The following is a 16,652-nucleotide window of genomic DNA, read 5'->3' on the forward strand; positions in this document are numbered from 1 at the left end:
GGGTGCGTGGTTGCGGCTCATGAGGCTGCGCCGAGGAGAGATCCGACACCCCGGGCCGCTGCCTCGTCGATGACGCGACCGTCGCGGAGAAACACGATGCGATCTGCCCATGCCGCGTGACGTGCGTCATGGGTGACGAGGATGCCGCCCGCGCCCGCATCGACCCGTGCACGGAGCATCCGCAACACCATCTCTCCCGTCGTACTGTCGAGCGCACCGGTCGGTTCGTCGGCGAGCACGAGTGACCGGCCACCCACCACCGCACGCGCGATGGCGACACGCTGCTGCTGTCCACCCGAGAGGTCGCTCGGAAAGTGGGTCGCCCGATCGGAGAGCTCAACGACAGCCAGCGCATCCAGCGCGGCGCGACGAGCACGCCGCGATTTCCAGCCGTCGAGTTCCAGGGGGAGCGAAACGTTCTCCAGCGCGGTGAGTGCGGGAATGAGATTGAAGTCCTGAAACACGAATCCGAGACTTCGGCGACGCAGGGTCGCGACCTGTCGGGGTGTCATCTCGCTCAGCCAGTTGCCTTCAACAATGACCTCGCCACTGGTGGGTTGGGTGAGGCCGCCCGCGATGGTGAGCAATGTGGACTTGCCCGACCCGGACGCGCCCATGATCGCGACGAGTTCGCCGCGAGCCACTTCGAGATCGACACCCACCAGGGCGGTGACAGCGGTCTCGCCGGATCCGTACTGCATGGCGACGCCGTCGAGACGCAGGAGCGGGTGCTCGGTCATGATGAGGCCGGTCCCGTCTGCATCGAGTCGCCAGGGACGGTGGTGGATGCCCCGGTGGTCTGTTTCACCGGACGCCCGCGCTTGGGGACATCCGTCGAGAGGGGAAGCGGGGCGGCGAACCCTGCCGCTGCCGCGCGGGCAAGCCGGGTCTCCGAGTGGTCCAGCCACCGGACTTCCGCCTCCGTTGTGAAGATCAGTGAATCGATGACGAGCATCCATGCCAGTTCCTGCGAGGACTCGGGCTCGCTCGTCGCGTTCTTCGTGCGCGTCAGCTCCTGAAGGGTCCGCAGCGTGGCGGACCGTTGTACCTGGATGACATGGGCGATGTCGATGCCGGGCAGCGTGACGGCGATCGCCAGTTTGATTGCGAGCTCATCGCGCGTGGCTGCCGTACGGACGACGGGTGAACCGAGCCAGCTCGCGACTTCTGCGCTGCCTGCCGCGGTGATCTCGTAGTAGATCTGACCGTCGGCATCGATGTCAGCCTTGTCGACAAGTCCGTCCCGCTCGAGGCGATCCAGGGTGTTGTAAATCTGGCCGACGTTCAAGGGCCACGTCGACCCGGTGCGGCGGTCGAACTCCGAGCGAAGCTGGTAACCGTAACACGGGCCCTGATCAAGGATGGCGAGAAGACTCTGGCGAACGGACACGGTACCTCCGGCGGTCGAACTAGTTTCCTAGTATGTGATTACCGAGTATAGGCATACCGAGTATGCAATGCGCCAGAGTTTTGTTTAACTTGTCGGGGAGTGCTGACGCGGTGGATGGGTCAGGCGTGAGGAGGGAGCCGCAGACGGGTTTCGGCCAGGGGCGGATGAAGGGCGATGCGTTCGGCTGCGATGTCGTAGACATCCATGACGCGCGACACGTACGTGTCCGCCGAGAACGTCGCGCTGTCGGCGCGAGCGCCCGCGGACAGAGCCAGCAGCGTACCCGGGGACGTGACAAGTTCTTCAATTGCATATGCCAGCCCCGCGACATCCGGAGTCGGCGACCGGAAACCGGCTCGCTGGAGCCCTTCGCTCAGCTTGGGATCGCAGTACAGTACACCGCGGTACCTGCTGACGGCTTCGGCGATTGTCATCGGCTGATTATCGAAACCGACAGACGTCAGTGCGACCGCCGACGACGCGTCGATGAGATCGAGGACGGTGTCGTGTTCGAGTCCGCCATGGATGTGGATGTTGGGGTGCGTGCCGGCGAGAGCACGAAGCGCGGGAAGCTCGGAACCCTCCCCGACGAAGTCGACCTCAAAGCCGTCACCTGTGCGCGCCAGCGCGGCGATCGCAGCCTCGGCGAATGCGAGGGGGCGTTTCTCCGGCTCGCACCGGGCGACCCACAGCAGGCGGGGACGCGCTGCCTGAACCGGCGTGAGCTCGGCGGCGGGACGCAGCGAGCGTGCGATGGGATTGGGCACGACGACGATGGGTCCGGTGACGCCGGCGGCACGAAGATCGTCCGCCTGGTGTGACGACGGGGAGATGACGGTGTCCGCGCGGCACGCCATTGCGAGCGTGAGATTGCGCAGCAGGTTGTCCGAGGCCCTGGCCGTGAAGAACCGGCGTGGGAACCGGTGCTGCGTCACGTTCTCGAGGCCAAGGCTCATCATGGGGGTGACGATGGCCTGCCACCACCCGGAGCTCTGCCAGTAGAACGTGTGCACGGTGTGGACGACGGGGATACCCACTTCGTGCGCGGCAGTGGTCGCGGCGTGCGCGAGTCCGAATTCCGTTTGAAGATGCACCACGTCGACCTGTTCGGCCACGAGGTAGTCACGAAGGTGCGCGATGAGTTTCGTGCGCGCTCCGACGACGGGAAGGATGACCCCGGGCACGACGTATGCCGGACGGATCTGGAGCCCGCCCGCTACCGGATGAATCTTCGGTCCACGCGGCAGTCGGGCCGTGGAGATCAGCAGGACGTCGTGCCCGGCGGATTCGAGCGCGACTTGTTGCTCGTGGATCGAGCTCTGCAGCCCACCCACATAATCAAGGAAAAAGTCGCTAACGATTGCAATTCGCATAGGACTCCTTCGCCTCAGCACACGACAGTACCTGTCGAGTCTAAACACCGGGTGGTACTCCCAAGCGCGAGACGCACGCCCTCGGCCGCCGAGGGGCTCCGTGCGCCACCCACCGCGACGACCAAGGCCCTTCGGTGCGCCATGACGCGGGGGAGGTGTTCGCCGCGAACGCCCTCCGCCGGTCTGGCGCGTGACGACGGAATCCATCCCGCGATACCGCGGCAAGGTGCCACTGGGCGCGTCGGGATCACATCCTTGTAATTTCGCAGGTTGATCAGCCATAATTCATGCAAGCCAAGTAATCCATTCACCGGTCGATGGGGAAGTCGCACCAACCGAATGGAGAGACAAGTGGCTGGATCAACCGCTCGTGGAGTGTTGTACGTTCACTCTGCCCCGCGCGCACTGTGCCCTCACATTGAGTGGGCCGCAGGTCGCGCTCTCGATCGCGCCGTAAATTTCTCCTGGTCCGATCAGCCAGTGATGAAGGGCGTCAAGCGCACCGAGTTCTACTGGGAGGGCGCCCAGGGTACCGGCGCCAAGCTTGCCTCCGCGCTTCGTGGGTGGGAACACCTGCGGTACGAGGTGACAGAGGATGCCACGCCCGGTAGTGACGGCGGACGATGGATGCACACCCCCGACCTCGGCATCTTCTTCGCCCAGACCGACACGGTCGGCAACATGGTGATCCCCGAAGACCGCGTGCGATACGCGATGGAGGTCGCTGGCTCCAACGCGCTGGAGTTGCACCGGGAGTTGCGTCTCGCGATCGGCCAGGCGTGGGATGACGAGCTTGACGCGTTCCGGCATGCGAGTGATGACAACCAGGTCATCTGGCTGCACAAGGTGGGCTGAGCGCCACCAACGACGATGGGGCTAAGTCGGGCCCGGGCCGCGGAGTACCGCGGGCCGAGACCGACTTAGCCCCATCGCTGCGTTACCGAACGGGACGAACCGTCCGGCGGTGTGCGCTTAGTTGTCGTAGCTACGGAAAGCAACGACCGCGTTGTGGCCGCCGAATCCGAAGGAGTTGCTGATCGCGAGCAGCGGGCCGTCGCGCAATGGACGCGCGGTGGTCACGACATCGAGAGGAATCTCGGGATCCTGCTCGGTGAGGTTGATCGTTGGGGGAGCCATGCGCTCGTGGAGCGCGAGGATCGTGAAGATCGCCTCGAGAGCTCCGGTTCCACCGAGGAGGTGGCCGGTGGCCGCCTTCGTGGCCGAAACGGGGATGTTCGGAAGGTGGTCTCCGAACACGCGCAGGAGCGACCGGTACTCGGCAATGTCCCCAACGGGGGTGCTCGTGGCGTGGGCGTTGATGTGGTCAACGTCACTGGGAACTGCACCGGCCTGCGCGAGAGCAGCGAGCATGGCGCGCGCCGCGGCCGAGCCCTCGGGGTCCGGCGCGGTGATGTGGTACGAGTCGCTCGTGACGGCACCGCCGGCGAGTTCTGCGTAAATGTGTGCGCCACGGGCCAACGCGTGCTCTTCGGACTCAAGAACGATGGTCGCTGCTCCCTCGCCGAGGACGAATCCGTCACGCGAGGTGTCGAACGGACGCGACGCCGTTGCGGGGGAGTCATTGCGCTTGGACAGTGCCTGCATCGCGGCAAACGAAGCAATCGGCATCGGGTGGATTACCGCTTCCGTTCCGCCGGCGATGACGACATCGGCGAGGCCCTGCTGAATGTGGTCGTACGCGTTGGCGATGGCTTCGGTGCTCGAAGCGCAGGCGGAGACGTCGGTGCGGGCATACGCGCGTGACGGGATGTTCATGCTGATCGCGGCGGATGCGGCATTCGGCATGAGCATGGGGATCGTCATCGGCAGGACGCGACGGGGGCCCTTTTCACGCAGGGTGTCCCACGCGTCGAGGAGTGTCCACAGTCCGCCGATGCCGGTGGAGTAGTCGACTCCGACGCGGATCGGGTCGACGTCAGGTGCTCCGGCGTCGGCCCACGCTTCACGCGCAGAGATGAGGGCGAACTGGCTGGAAGGGTCCAGACGCTTCCATTCGACGCGCTCGAGGACCTCGTGGCCCTGAACCTTTGCCTGGCCGGCGAACTTGACGGGGAGGTCGTACTTCTCAACCCAGTCCTGTTCGAGGGCGGTGATGCCCGATTCTCCGGCGAGCAGGGCCTTCCATGAATCCTGGGCTGTGCCGCCCAACGGGCTCGTGGCGCCAATTCCAGTTACAACGATCTTCTTGGTCATATCAACGTCTTCCTGTGGATCATGTGCACGGCGTACGTGCACGCGCGTGCGGGCCGACCTTGCTGGAAGCGAGGTCGGCCAGCCGCGAATGTACGGGACTTTAGCCCTGTGCTGCGGTGATGAAACTGACTGCGTCACCGACGGTCTTGAGGTTCTTGACCTCTTCGTCGGGGATCTTCACGTCGAACTTCTCTTCAGCGTTTACCACGATCGTCATCATCGAGATGGAGTCGATGTCGAGGTCGTCGGTGAAGGACTTGTCCAGCTCGACCGTGTCTGTTGCGATGCCGGTCTCATCGTTGATGAGCTCTGCCAGTCCGGCGAGCACTTCTTCCGTGGACAATGCCATGTTTTATCTCCTAAGGGGGTGTCGTATGACCGTTGAATAGCTTATTAGGGCAGAACTACTACCTGTGCGCCAAACACGAGTCCGGCGCCAAACCCGATTTGCAGGGCGAGGCCGCCGCTGAGCTCGGGGTTCTCGGCAAGGAGTCGGTGCGTGGCCAGAGGAATGGATGCGGCCGAGGTGTTTCCGGTGGTCGCAATGTCGCGGGCGATCATGACGGTCTCGGGCAGGCCGAGCTGCTTGGCGAACTCGTCGATGATGCGCATGTTGGCCTGGTGGGGGATGAAGGCGGCGAGATCGTCGGCAGTGATGCCGGCTGCTTCAAGCGCCTGCTTGGCAACCTTTGCCATGTCCCACACGGCCCAGCGGAAGACGGAAGGGCCCTCCTGCCGCAGGGTCGGCCACGGAGCAACACCGTTCTTGAAGTCGACGAGCGTGGCGTTCATGCCCACGGTATCGGCCTTGGATCCATCGGATCCCCACACGGCAGCAGAGATGCCCGGCGTTTCGCTTGGGCCGATGACGACAGCGCCCGCACCATCTCCGAGGAGGAAGGAGATCGAGCGGTCGGTCGGGTCGACGATGTCCGAAAGCTTCTCGGCGCCGATCACGAGCGCGTATTTGGCCGCTCCCGCACGAATAAGTGCATCAGCCTGAGTAACCCCGTAGCTGAAGCCGGCGCAGGCGGCGTTCTGGTCGTACGCGGCCGCGGGGTTGGCCCCGACGCGATCGGCGACCACGGCAGCCATGGACGGCGTCTGCTGGCCATTGCTGATGGTGGCGATGATCACGAGGTCGATGAGTTCGGGCGCAATTCCCGACTTCTCGATGGCTTCGGTCGCTGCAGTGGTCGCAAGGTCCGCGGCGCTGAGGTCGGCGGACGCACGGACGCGGGTGATGATGCCGGTGCGCTGCTGGATCCACTCGTCGCTGGAGTTGATGGGTTCGATCAGCTCACTGTTGGGAACGCTGAGATCACCGCGAGCGGCGCCGTAGCTGTAGATGCGGGTGAACTGCGGTCCCTGGGACTGCTGGAGGATTGGGTGGGTCATACTGTCCCGTTCATCATGTTGTAGGCGGCAGCCAGGTCGTCCGGGGTCTTGACGGCGATCGTGGGAATGCCCTTGAGGCCACGCTTGGCGAGGCCAGCGAGTGCTCCGGCCGGAGCGAGTTCGATCAGACCCGTCACGCCAGCGTCTGCCAGCGAGGCCATGGTCTTATCCCACCGTACCGGCGAGGAGACCTGACCGACGAGAAGGTCGAGGAACGAGGAACCGGATGTCACGACCGAACCATCCCGGTTCGTCCAGATCGGAAGCGTGGGATCCGACGGGCTCAGCGTTGCGGCGAAATCTCTGAGCTGTGCGACGGCGGGCTGCATGTACCGGGTGTGGAACGCACCGGCTACCTGCAGGGGGATTACTCGCGTACCGGCGACCGGCTCGATCTTGAGCGTCTCGAGAGCGTCGGGAGCACCGGCAACGACGATCTGGCCGCCGCCGTTGAAGTTGGCAGGTTCGAGACCGAGCTCGACGAGGCGGGCAAGGAGGGCTTCCTCGTCCCCTCCGAGAACGGCGCTCATGCCCGTGGGAGTGAGCGCGGCGGCCGACGCCATGGCGCGACTGCGCTCGCGCACGAATGCGATCGCGTCGGACTCGCTCAGAATTCCCGCGGCGGCGGCAGCGGTGACCTCACCGACGGAGTGTCCGGCAACACCGGCTATCTTGGCGCGGTCGGCATTGTCGCCCGTTCCGGCCTGATCGAACAGCGCGCTCAGCGTCAGCAGCCCGGCGGCCACAATCAGCGGCTGTGCAACCGCGGTGTCCCTGATGGTGTCCGCGTCGCTGGTCGTTCCGTGAGCGACGAGATCAATCTCGGCGGCGTCGGAGATCCGGCCGAGTTGATCGCGGAATCGTTCCTCGGCGAGCCATGGTGCAAGAAAACCGGGAGTTTGGGAGCCCTGTCCTGGGGCGACTACAACAATCACCCCCTTAGTCTGCCAAGGACCGGGGATGCACCGCTGTTGAAGTCGTCCTAAAGATCAACAGATTCGTTGTGCGAGTCCTCCACACGCGCAACGCGGGGGTAGCGGCAGGACGCGGCGGCGGACGTCCTCGTTGTCGGGCTTAGCGCGACCGATGCAGCACGCTCGCGCGGGCAGGCACGCTTCAACTGGCGTGGTCTGGCGTGGTCTGGCGTGGTCTGGCGTGGTCTGACGGGGTGTGGCGGGTGAAGCGCGGGTTACTGGGGGCGCTTGCGCGAGGCATCCGGTTCGGCGATTGATCCGATGATGAGCGCCGATTGCAGGATGAGTGCCTCGCGGGCACCCGTGGCGTCCCAGCCGATTACCTCGCTGATGCGCTTGAGGCGGTAGCGGACAGTGTTCGGGTGAACGAAGAGTTCCCGGGCGGTGGCTTCGAGCGAACGACCGTTGTCGAGGTAGCACCACAGCGTGCCGAGCAGCTCGGTCGAGTGTGCCTGCAGGGGCTTGTAGATGCGGTTGACGAGCGTTGCGCGCGCGAGGGGGTCGCCCGCGAAGGCGCGTTCGGGCAGAAGGTCGTCGGCCATCACCGGCCGGGGCGCGTTGCGCCACGAACGGGCGACCGCGAAGCCGGCGAGGGCCGCCTTGGCGCTTCGCGATGCGTCGACAAGAGTCGACACCTCGTGTCCGAGGACGAGATGTCCCGGGCCGAAGCCGGGCTCGAGCTTGCGGGCGATGTCGATGAAGGGAAGGGGCGCCTTGCTGTCCTCGTCACCCTCGGCCGGGGCTGGTTCGGCGCGTCCGATGACCAGCACGAGGCGGTTGCCCTGAACGCCGATGAGCACGTCGGCGGTGAGGTGACGGGCGGTGCGGCGAAGCTGATCCACGTCGAGCTGGCGTGGGGTTGTGCCGACGAGCACGCACACCTCTCCGTGGCCGTTCCACCCGAGCGCAGCGATGCGGCTCGGGAGCTCGTTGTCGTATTCCCCACTGAGAATGGAGTCGACCACGAGCGCCTCGAGGCGGGCGTCCCAGAGGCCGCGAGCTTCCGCCGCACGAGCATAGACATCCGCGGATGCGAAGGCGATCTCCCGTGAGTACTTGAGGATCGCCTCACGCAGAACGTCATCGCCCTCTTTGACGCGTTCCTCGACGACCTCCACGGTGATGCGGATGAGCTGCAGGGTTTGCGTGAGGCTGACCGATCGCAGCAGCTCGCGCGGGGCCGCACCGAAGACATCGGCCGCGATCCACGGAGTCGCTTTGGGATCCTCGAACCAGCTGATGAACGAGGTGATGCCCGCCTGCGCAACGAGCCCGACCGCTGACCGCCGCCCTGGCGGCATGTCGCCATACCAGGGCAGCGTGTCATCCAGCCGCTTCAGCGTTGCCGTGGCCAGCTCACCGGTAATGGTGCGCAGCCACGCCAACGTCTGTTCTTTTGTTTTGGGCACCACGGCCTGTTAGCTCTCGCCGCCAGCCGATCCGGTCGTGCCTGCGTTGACATCGTGCAACTGGTACAGCTCGATGGCACGTGCAGGCACGTTGGGGTCAACCTCGCCGCGACGCGCGAGCGCCTCGAGCGTGCGGACGACCATGGACGGTCCGTCGATCTTGAAGAAACGACGGGCCGCGGCGCGGGTGTCTGAGAAGCCGAAGTCATCCGCACCCAGCGTGGAGAAGTCTCCGGGAACGAACTGTCGGATCTGGTCAGGCACCGCGTGCATGAAGTCGGTCACGGCGACGAAGGGACCCTGCGCGTCGGCAAGCTTCTTCGTCACGTATGGCGTCCACGCCTCTTCCTGGGGGTACAGGAAGTTGTGCTCGTCTGCCTTGAGTCCGTCGCGACGCAGCTCGGTCCACGAGGTGACCGACCACACGTCGGCCGCAATGTTCCAATCGCGGGCGAGCAGTTCCTGTGCCTCGAGGGCCCACGGTACTGCGACACCGGAGGCGAGAAGCTGTGCCTTCGGTCCGGTCGCGGGCTGCTCGCGATGCGCGGCTTCCGATACGCGGTGGATGCCCCGGAGCAGGCCATCCACGTCGAGGTTCTCGGGTTCCGCCGGCTGAACGATCGGCTCGTTGTAGACGGTCACGTAGTACATGACGTTCGGGTCGGAGTGGTTTCCGCCGTACATCCGCTCGAGACCTGCGCGCACGATGTGGCCCATCTCGTAGCCGTACGCCGGGTCGTAGGACACGACGGCCGGGTTGGTCGACGCCAGCAGGAGCGAGTGACCGTCAGCGTGCTGCAGTCCCTCACCCGTGAGTGTCGTGCGACCGGCGGTGGCACCGACGATGAAGCCGCGGGCCATCTGGTCGCCGGCAGCCCACATGGCATCGCCGGTGCGCTGGAATCCGAACATCGAGTAGAAAACGTAGACCGGGATCAGCGGTTCACCGTGGGTCGAGTACGAGGTACCCGCCGCGGTGAACGCGGAGAAGGCGCCCGCCTCGTTGATACCGACGTGGACGATCTGACCCTGCGGGCTCTCCTTGTAGGCGAGCAACTGCTCGCGGTCAACGGAGGTGTAGTGCTGCCCGTTCGGGTTGTAGATCTTGGCGGTGGGGAAGTAAGCGTCCATCCCGAAGGTGCGTGCTTCGTCGGGGATGATCGGCACAATGCGGTGGCCGAAGTCCTTCGAGCGCAGCAGGTCCTTCAGCAGGCGGGCGAACGCCATGGTGGTGGCGATCTCCTGCTTGCCTGAGCCCTTCATCGCGATGGCGTATGCCGAGTCATCCGGCAGATTCACCTGCGTGTACTTCGAGCGACGCTCCGGTACGTAGCCACCGAGTGCGCGACGGCGCTCGTGGAGGTACTGGATCGCCTCGTCGTTCTCGCCGGGGTTGTAGTACGGCGGCTGGTACGGGTTCTCCTCGAGAACGGCGTCCGTGATCGGGATGCGCATCTCGTCGCGGAACTTCTTGAGGTTGTCCAGCGTCAGCTTCTTCATCTGGTGGGTCGCGTTGCGGCCCTCGAACGACGGGCCGAGGCCGTAGCCCTTGACGGTCTTTGCGATGATGACGGTCGGCTGGCCCTTGTGCTCGGTCGCTGCCTTGAACGCCGCGTAGACCTTGCGGTAGTCGTGGCCTCCACGCTTGAGGTTCCAGATCTGCTCGTCGGAGTAGTCCTTAACCATCTCGAGCGTGCGCGGGTCGCGGCCGAAGAAGTTCTCGCGCACGTACGCGCCGCTCTCGGCCTTGTAGGTCTGGTAGTCGCCGTCGGGTGTGCGGTTCATGAGATCGCGAAGCGCGCCCTCGGTGTCCTTGGCGAGCAGGCCGTCCCACTCGCGGCCCCAGACAACCTTGATGACGTTCCAGCCGGCACCGCGGAAGAAGCTCTCGAGCTCCTGGATGATCTTGCCGTTGCCGCGCACCGGTCCGTCGAGGCGCTGCAGGTTCGCGTTGATGACGAAGTTGAGGTTGTCGAGCTTCTCGTTGGCGGCCCACTGCAGGGCGCCACGGCTCTCGACCTCATCCATTTCGCCATCGCCGAGGAAGGCCCAGACCTGCTGGTCGGACGCGTCGGCGATGCCGCGGTTCGTCAGGTACCGGTTGGACTGCGCCTGGTAGATCGCGTTGATCGGACCGAGTCCCATCGACACGGTCGGGAACTGCCAGAAGTCCTTCATCAGGCGCGGGTGCGGGTAGGACGACAGTCCGCCGCTGGCGCTGGACTTCTCCTGGCGGAAGCCATCGAGCTGGTCTTCGTTCAGGCGGCCTTCGAGGAACGCGCGGGCATACATGCCGGGGGAGGCGTGACCCTGGTAGAAGATCTGGTCGCCACCGCCGGGGTGGTTCTGTCCGCGGAAGAAGTGGTTGTGGCCGACCTCATAGAGGGCAGCGGATGACGCGTACGTCGAAATGTGTCCACCGACGGCGATACCGGGGCGCTGGGCGCGGTGCACGGTGATCGCGGCGTTCCAGCGGATCCACGCACGGTAGCGACGCTCGATGTCCTCGTTACCGGGGAATTCGGGTTCGTTCTCTGGCGCAATCGTGTTGATGTAGTCGGTGGTGGGCACCATCGGAACTCCGAGGTGCAACTCCTTCGACCGTTTGAGCAAGCTCAGCATGATCTCGCGACCGCGCTCGTGGCCCTGCGCTGCGACAAGTGCGTCGAGCGATTCCTGCCACTCCGCGGTCTCTTCCGGATCCTTATCGGAGCTATTCACCGAGTACGGGTCCTGATCATTTACCGTCACCCTTGACCTCTTTCTTGTAGAGACAGATCCGCCCGGTTCGCAACGATCGGGATGCGCCGTTGTGTCAATCGACCAGACATCCTCAATTCTAGGTGTCGGAAACCTCCTGCATTGCGCGTGTGCACACGCCATATGCCCATTTCCCGCATTGCGCCGCGGAAAAGCGTAGGATCAACCCTCGTGTTTGCCAGACCAACGTTGCCTGGCGCGAAAGGATTGCACCATGGCTCTGGAGAATGACACCCGGGCACCAGATTTTGAACTTCCGAATCAATTCGGAGAGCACGTTCGACTGCACGACTACATCGGCAAGAAGCCGGTAACGCTCGTGTTCTTCCCTCTTGCTTTCTCGAGTACCTGCACAAGCGAACTCTGCGACCTGCGCGACAACCTCGCCATGTTCAAGCAGAACGGCGTCGAGCTGATCGGCATCTCCGTTGACTCCAAGGCGACGCTGCGTGCATTCGCCGAGGCCGAGGGCTACGACTTCCCGCTGCTTGCCGACTTTTGGCCCCACGGCTCCGTCTCCAAGGAGTACGGCGTCTTTGTGCCGGAGAAGGGCTACGCCAACCGGGCGACCTTCATCATCGACACCAACGGCATCATCCGCGCCAGCTTCGTGACCGCACCCGGAGAGGCGCGCTCCATCGCCGAGTACCGCGCGGCGCTGGACTCCGTAGTACCCGCACGCGTCTAGCGTTCGGCTGGCCGCACCGCGGCAGCATCACCGTCAGGAAAGCGGATGACCCGGGCTCGGGTGATCCGCTTTCCGTCGTTATCGGGAAAACCGTCACCTGACATCACGTCCGGTCGCGGTTCGGTTGCCGGTAGTGCCTTTCGGGCGAGGGCACTGACTGGTGTCTACTCGCGGGCATCGCCTGGTGCCCACTTGCGGGGATTGCGTGGAGCCTACTTGCGGGCATTGTCTGGTGCCTAGTTGCCGGCACCGCCTCGCGCTTAGTGGGGTGCCGCCGGGCCCGACGGGTTCTGCGAGCGGATGAGGGCGTGAAGTTCCTCGATCATCCGGCACTGCTGCTCGTTGAGTTTGACGAGCTGTTCGATGTCTTTCTTGGCGGAGACGTTGGTGTCGTAGTCGTGTTGGGCGAGAGCGGCGGCGATCGAGTCCTGCCGCTTTGCGGAGATGAGGAGTATCGCTCCCTGCAGGCCCGCGAGCATGCTGAGGAAGAGGTTCAGCAGGATGAATGGATACGGATCCCAGCCCTTCGTCACACTGTTGGCGAAGGCCCACAGCGCCATGACCAGAATGAACCCGCCCACGAACCCCCAACTGCCCATGAAGTTGCGGAGCCGGTCCGCCGAGCGCTCACCGAAGGTGAGGGCGTCGGTGTGTGCGGAATGCCAGTTCTTTAGTGCGGGAGGCGTGCGAAGTCCATCAGTGCTCATGGATCGAAGTGTACGAGTGTGAGCCGTTAGGTGAGGATGTTCACCGCGCGGGAGATGACGAGCGCCAACAGCACGAAGCCCGTCAACGCCTGGTACCCCATGATCGCTTTGGCGCGGAGGGTCAGCGGCATCACGTCCGTCGGGCTGAACGCCATCATGTTGGACAGCGAGAAATAGGCGTAGTCGAAGTACGACGGCTGCCAGGCTGGCTTGGTGTCGTCTCCGTCCTGGGGGAAACGGAAGTCGATGGTTGCCCGATCGTGGCTTCCCTCAACCCGACGCTGGATGGGACCGCCCTTGTCGAGCTGCCAGTTGACCAGGGCGAAGGCGATCACGTTGCTCACCCATACCTGCAGGACCGTCAGCAGAACGGCGGGGCCGTTAGCGTTTCCGTGGAGCAGCTCGCGAATGATCATGACGACGTAGACCTGGTTGATCAGGGTGAGGACGATAGCCAGCCCGATCGACAACCAGCGGGACCAGCGCGTCTCTTTGGTCAGACGATGGGGGTTGAGCATAACGAGCGGAAGCGCGGCGGCAAGCCCGATCGCCGGAACTAGCCACACCGGGAAAATCTGGATGGTGCCGGGCAGAAACGTGTAGAGCGCGAGAATCAACAGGATCGCGGTGATCTCGGGCCATCGGTGTTCCGGAGCGCTGATCGATTTCGCAGAGGTGGCCACTCGTGAAGTGTAAGCGCATGTAACATAGGTCTTCGTTGCTTCGGAGTGTACGAAGAAACGGGCCTTTAGCTCAGTTGGTAGAGCGCCACGTTTACACCGTGGATGTCATCGGTTCGAGCCCGGTAGGGCCCACAGTGAAAGCCCCCGGGAAACCGGGGGCTTTCGTCGTTTTCCCTGTAATTGATGCATGCGCCGCGGCGAGCGCGCCGTTCCCGGCAACCGGTCGCAGGTCGTTTGGCGCTGTAGCGTACCGACCATGCGTACCGCCTCCGTCTTCGTCGTCCTCGTCACCGGTGCGCTGGTCGGTCTCACCGGATGCGCCGCCGCACCCTATGACTGGTCGAACGTTCCCGTGACGAAGGCCGAAGCCCGTCCCGTTGTCGACGCCATGATCGACGCGGCTCTTGCCACCGGCCCCACCGGGGATCTCTCGGGCTACTGCAGGACGTACGCGGAGTTCGGGTACATGTGCGACGACACGCTGGCCACGGTCGCGAGCGAACATCTCGCCTTCCCCGGTCCGGGACGACCGACAGTCGCCTTCCTGACCAACGGCACCGGCTCCCAGTTCCTCTCGATCAGGGGGACCCGGCTCGACGGCACGAGTTATGTCGGTCAGATCGAAGTGGACCACGACGCTGCGGGGAACACGGTGGTTGATAGTCCCGTCTTCTGGTACCCCCAGGAGCTCGTCTCCTCGTAGGTTCGGCCGCTGTTCTGTGATGTCGGTTAGCGCACGACACGTATCCGAAACATCTTCGCTATATGCGATCCCTACTCTGGGGCCACAGGACGCCGCCATCGGAGCGGGGCCGTCCCCTACCCGAGGGAACTGCAATGAGCGGAAACAACGTCAGGCTTCAGGCAATCAGCGATGTGGAGGCCTATGTGCCCCCCACGGTGAGCTTCGATCATTCGGAGGCACCGGGAGAGATCTTCGGCGAGAACGTCTTCAGCAAGGTGGTGATGCAGAAACGCCTTCCCAAGTCTGTCTACAAGTCCGTCATTGCAACGATCGAGCACGGTGAAAAGCTCGATCCACTGGTGGCCGACGCCGTGGCATCCGCCATGAAGGACTGGGCACTGGAGAAGGGCGCAACCCACTACGCCCACGTCTTTTACCCGCTGACCGGTCTTACCGCCGAAAAGCACGACAGCTTCTTCGAGCCGAACGGCGACGGCACGGCACTGGCCGAGTTCGCCGGCAAGACGCTCGTGCAGGGCGAGCCCGACGCGTCGAGCTTCCCGAACGGTGGGTTGCGCAACACGTTTGAGGCACGCGGATACACGGGATGGGATGTCACGAGCCCGGCGTACGTGCTCGAAAACCCCAACGGCAACACCCTGTGCATCCCCACGGTCTTCGTCTCGATGACCGGCGAAGCGCTTGACCACAAGACCCCGCTGCTGCGATCGCAGCAGGCCATGGGAGAGCACGCCACCCGCATCCTCGAGCTGTTCGGCCACAAGGACCTCAACAACGTTGTTGCGTTCTGCGGTCCCGAGCAGGAGTACTTCCTGGTCGATCGTCACTTCTTCCTTGCACGTCCCGACCTGCTGAACGCCGGACGCACGCTCTTCGGTGCGAAGCCGCCCAAGGGCCAGGAGTTTGACGACCACTACTTCGGAGCGATCCCTGAGAGGGTCCTCGGATTCATGATGGACACCGAGCGCGAGCTATTCAAGCTCGGAATTCCGGCGAAGACCCGTCACAACGAGGTCGCTCCCGGGCAGTTTGAGATTGCGCCGATGTTCGAGCGCGGCAACGTGGCATCCGACCACCAGCAGCAGCTCATGACCACCTTCAAGTCCGTGGCGAAGAAGCACGGGATGGAGATCCTGTTCCATGAGAAGCCGTTCCAGGGTGTCAACGGGTCGGGCAAGCACGTCAACTTCTCGCTCGGCAACAACGAGCTCGGAAGCTTGTTTGTGCCCGGTGACAACCCCCACGACAACGCGCAGTTCCTCGTGTTCTGTGCCGCCACGATCCGGGCCGTACACAAGTTCGGAGGGCTGCTCCGCGCGTCCGTGGCATCCGCATCGAACGACCACCGTCTGGGAGCCAACGAGGCGCCGCCGGCCATCATTTCGATCTTCCTCGGCGACCAGCTCGCGGACATTTTTGACCAGATCGCGACCAGCTCGCTGAGCTCGTCGAAGTCGCGCGGTTCGATGCACATCGGTGTCGACACGCTTCCGGTTCTGCCGACCGACCCGGGGGACCGCAACCGCACGAGTCCGTTCGCCTTCACCGGGAACCGCTTTGAGTTCCGGGCGCCCGGTTCGCTCCAGACCGTTGCCGCTCCGATGGTCACGATCAACACGATCATGGCCGATTCGCTCGACTACATCGCGACGAAGCTCGAAGCGTCCGTGGCATCCGGCACCGACTTTGACGAAGCAGTGCAGGCATTGCTCACCGAGATCATCACCGAGCACGGGGCCGTCGTGTTCAACGGCGACGGCTACTCCGACGCCTGGCCGATCGAGGCAGAGAAGCGTGGGCTGAAGAACCTGAAGACGACGCTCGACGCGCTGCCGGAACTCATCACCGAGGAGGCCATGGACCTGTTCGAACGGTACGGGGTCTTCAACCACCGCGAGATGCACAGCCGCTACGAGATCGGGCTTGAACAGTACGCCCGCACCATCGAGGTCGAGGCGCGCCTGACGCTCGAAATGGGCGCGACGATCATTCTCCCGGCGGCCGTTCGGTACCAGACCGAGCTTGCCATCAACATCGGAGCGCTCACCGCGGCCGGCGTCGACGCGGACTCGACGGCTCTCGACGAGGTCAGTGCCCCGATCGGTGCGCTTCGTTCCGCGCTGGCGACCCTGCGGGCGGCAGTTGCCGGCGACGCGGGGGAGACGGCATTGGCGGAAGCGGAGCACGCGCAGGGTGTTCTGCTCCCCGCGATGAGCGACGTCCGTGCCGCCGCCGACGCCCTCGAAGAGATCGTCGCGGACGACCTCTGGCCGCTCCCGACCTACCAGGAGATGCTCTTCATCCTCTAGCAGTGGAGTGAGATCGGCGGCCGTTCTTACGGTCGGTCGCC

15 protein-coding genes and 1 tRNA gene are annotated in these 16,652 nt (G+C 64.3%); 5 read left to right on the forward strand and 11 right to left on the reverse strand.

Annotated features, from left to right (window positions below):
• Positions 1-17: 17 nt before the first annotated feature.
• The 3 genes from HB677_RS05045 to HB677_RS05055 form a co-directional block, all read right to left on the reverse strand.
• On the reverse strand, positions 18-740 hold the full coding sequence (locus HB677_RS05045; protein WP_213814601.1) for an ABC transporter ATP-binding protein: 723 nt from the start codon (positions 738-740) through the stop codon (positions 18-20).
• Positions 737-1,390: a PadR family transcriptional regulator gene (locus tag HB677_RS05050; protein ID WP_213814602.1), complete on the reverse strand. Its 654-nt coding sequence runs from the start codon at positions 1,388-1,390 to the stop codon at positions 737-739. Before HB677_RS05050 ends, HB677_RS05045 begins: the two co-directional genes overlap by 4 nt.
• A gap of 119 nt (positions 1,391-1,509) precedes the next feature.
• Complete coding sequence (locus HB677_RS05055) at positions 1,510-2,763, reverse strand: glycosyltransferase family 4 protein (RefSeq protein WP_213814603.1); 1,254 nt, start codon at positions 2,761-2,763, stop codon at positions 1,510-1,512.
• 339 nt (positions 2,764-3,102) lie between these two features.
• On the opposite strand from HB677_RS05055, the gene HB677_RS05060 reads away from it, so the two are divergent.
• Positions 3,103-3,618: a DUF3145 domain-containing protein gene (locus HB677_RS05060; protein WP_213814604.1), complete on the forward strand. Its 516-nt coding sequence runs from the start codon at positions 3,103-3,105 to the stop codon at positions 3,616-3,618.
• A gap of 117 nt (positions 3,619-3,735) precedes the next feature.
• Here the strand turns inward: HB677_RS05060 and HB677_RS05065 are convergent, their stop codons facing one another.
• From HB677_RS05065 to aceE, 6 genes are all read right to left on the reverse strand, one after another.
• Complete coding sequence (locus HB677_RS05065; RefSeq protein ID WP_213814605.1) at positions 3,736-4,977, reverse strand: beta-ketoacyl synthase; 1,242 nt, start codon at positions 4,975-4,977, stop codon at positions 3,736-3,738.
• Between the two features lie 100 nt (positions 4,978-5,077).
• A complete protein-coding gene (locus HB677_RS05070) occupies positions 5,078-5,326 on the reverse strand; it encodes an acyl carrier protein (protein ID WP_130981006.1) in 249 nt (82 codons plus the stop codon).
• Between the two features lie 44 nt (positions 5,327-5,370).
• On the reverse strand, positions 5,371-6,375 hold the full coding sequence (locus tag HB677_RS05075; protein ID WP_213814606.1) for a beta-ketoacyl-ACP synthase III: 1,005 nt from the start codon (positions 6,373-6,375) through the stop codon (positions 5,371-5,373).
• A complete protein-coding gene (locus HB677_RS05080) occupies positions 6,372-7,310 on the reverse strand; it encodes an ACP S-malonyltransferase (RefSeq protein ID WP_213814607.1) in 939 nt (312 codons plus the stop codon). Before HB677_RS05080 ends, HB677_RS05075 begins: the two co-directional genes overlap by 4 nt.
• A 254-nt stretch (positions 7,311-7,564) precedes the next feature.
• Positions 7,565-8,758, reverse strand: coding sequence for a CdaR family transcriptional regulator (locus tag HB677_RS05085; protein ID WP_213814608.1), 1,194 nt, complete (start codon positions 8,756-8,758; stop codon positions 7,565-7,567).
• 9 nt (positions 8,759-8,767) lie between these two features.
• The gene (aceE, locus tag HB677_RS05090; protein ID WP_213814609.1) at positions 8,768-11,509 is read right to left on the reverse strand and encodes a pyruvate dehydrogenase (acetyl-transferring), homodimeric type; all 2,742 of its coding nucleotides are present in this window, start codon (positions 11,507-11,509) and stop codon (positions 8,768-8,770) included.
• A gap of 223 nt (positions 11,510-11,732) precedes the next feature.
• Between aceE and HB677_RS05095 the strand changes: the two genes are divergently transcribed.
• Positions 11,733-12,206 carry a peroxiredoxin gene (locus HB677_RS05095; RefSeq protein ID WP_213814610.1) on the forward strand — a complete coding sequence of 158 codons (474 nt, stop codon included), beginning with the start codon at positions 11,733-11,735 and terminating at the stop codon, positions 12,204-12,206.
• Between the two features lie 260 nt (positions 12,207-12,466).
• Here the strand turns inward: HB677_RS05095 and HB677_RS05100 are convergent, their stop codons facing one another.
• Together HB677_RS05100 and HB677_RS05105 are read right to left on the reverse strand one after the other, a co-directional pair.
• A complete protein-coding gene (locus HB677_RS05100) occupies positions 12,467-12,913 on the reverse strand; it encodes a DUF1003 domain-containing protein (RefSeq protein WP_307852483.1) in 447 nt (148 codons plus the stop codon).
• A gap of 26 nt (positions 12,914-12,939) precedes the next feature.
• Positions 12,940-13,596 (reverse strand): DUF1345 domain-containing protein, encoded by a 657-nt coding sequence (locus HB677_RS05105; protein ID WP_307852484.1) that lies wholly within the window; start codon positions 13,594-13,596, stop codon positions 12,940-12,942.
• 59 nt (positions 13,597-13,655) lie between these two features.
• Between HB677_RS05105 and HB677_RS05110 the strand changes: the two genes are divergently transcribed.
• The 3 genes from HB677_RS05110 (at position 13,656) to HB677_RS05120 (ending at position 16,611) form a co-directional block, all read left to right on the forward strand.
• Positions 13,656-13,728: transfer RNA gene (locus HB677_RS05110), tRNA-Val, on the forward strand.
• A gap of 124 nt (positions 13,729-13,852) precedes the next feature.
• Complete coding sequence (locus tag HB677_RS05115; protein WP_213814611.1) at positions 13,853-14,299, forward strand: hypothetical protein; 447 nt, start codon at positions 13,853-13,855, stop codon at positions 14,297-14,299.
• Positions 14,300-14,433: 134 nt separating this feature from the next.
• The gene (locus HB677_RS05120; protein ID WP_213814612.1) at positions 14,434-16,611 is read left to right on the forward strand and encodes a glutamine synthetase III; all 2,178 of its coding nucleotides are present in this window, start codon (positions 14,434-14,436) and stop codon (positions 16,609-16,611) included.
• Positions 16,612-16,652: the final 41 nt, after the last annotated feature.

This window comes from Glaciihabitans sp. dw_435, from assembly GCF_018449675.1.
In the GTDB taxonomy this organism is placed as follows: Bacteria; Actinomycetota; Actinomycetes; order Actinomycetales; family Microbacteriaceae; genus Glaciihabitans.

Bases quoted from the DNA above. Each gene is read 5' to 3' on its own strand.
- HB677_RS05045 (WP_213814601.1), bottom strand. From the start codon at position 740: ATGACCGAGCACCCGCTCCTGCGTCTCGACGGCGTCGCCATGCAGTAC.
- HB677_RS05055 (WP_213814603.1), bottom strand. From the start codon at position 2,763: ATGCGAATTGCAATCGTTAGCGACTTTTTCCTTGATTATGTGGGTGGG.
- HB677_RS05060 (WP_213814604.1), top strand. From the start codon at position 3,103: ATGGAGAGACAAGTGGCTGGATCAACCGCTCGTGGAGTGTTGTACGTT.
- HB677_RS05065 (WP_213814605.1), bottom strand. From the start codon at position 4,977: ATGACCAAGAAGATCGTTGTAACTGGAATTGGCGCCACGAGCCCGTTG.
- HB677_RS05070 (WP_130981006.1), bottom strand. From the start codon at position 5,326: ATGGCATTGTCCACGGAAGAAGTGCTCGCCGGACTGGCAGAGCTCATC.
- HB677_RS05075 (WP_213814606.1), bottom strand. From the start codon at position 6,375: ATGACCCACCCAATCCTCCAGCAGTCCCAGGGACCGCAGTTCACCCGC.
- HB677_RS05095 (WP_213814610.1), top strand. From the start codon at position 11,733: ATGGCTCTGGAGAATGACACCCGGGCACCAGATTTTGAACTTCCGAAT.
- HB677_RS05100 (WP_307852483.1), bottom strand. From the start codon at position 12,913: ATGAGCACTGATGGACTTCGCACGCCTCCCGCACTAAAGAACTGGCAT.
- HB677_RS05115 (WP_213814611.1), top strand. From the start codon at position 13,853: ATGCGTACCGCCTCCGTCTTCGTCGTCCTCGTCACCGGTGCGCTGGTC.
- HB677_RS05120 (WP_213814612.1), top strand. From the start codon at position 14,434: ATGAGCGGAAACAACGTCAGGCTTCAGGCAATCAGCGATGTGGAGGCC.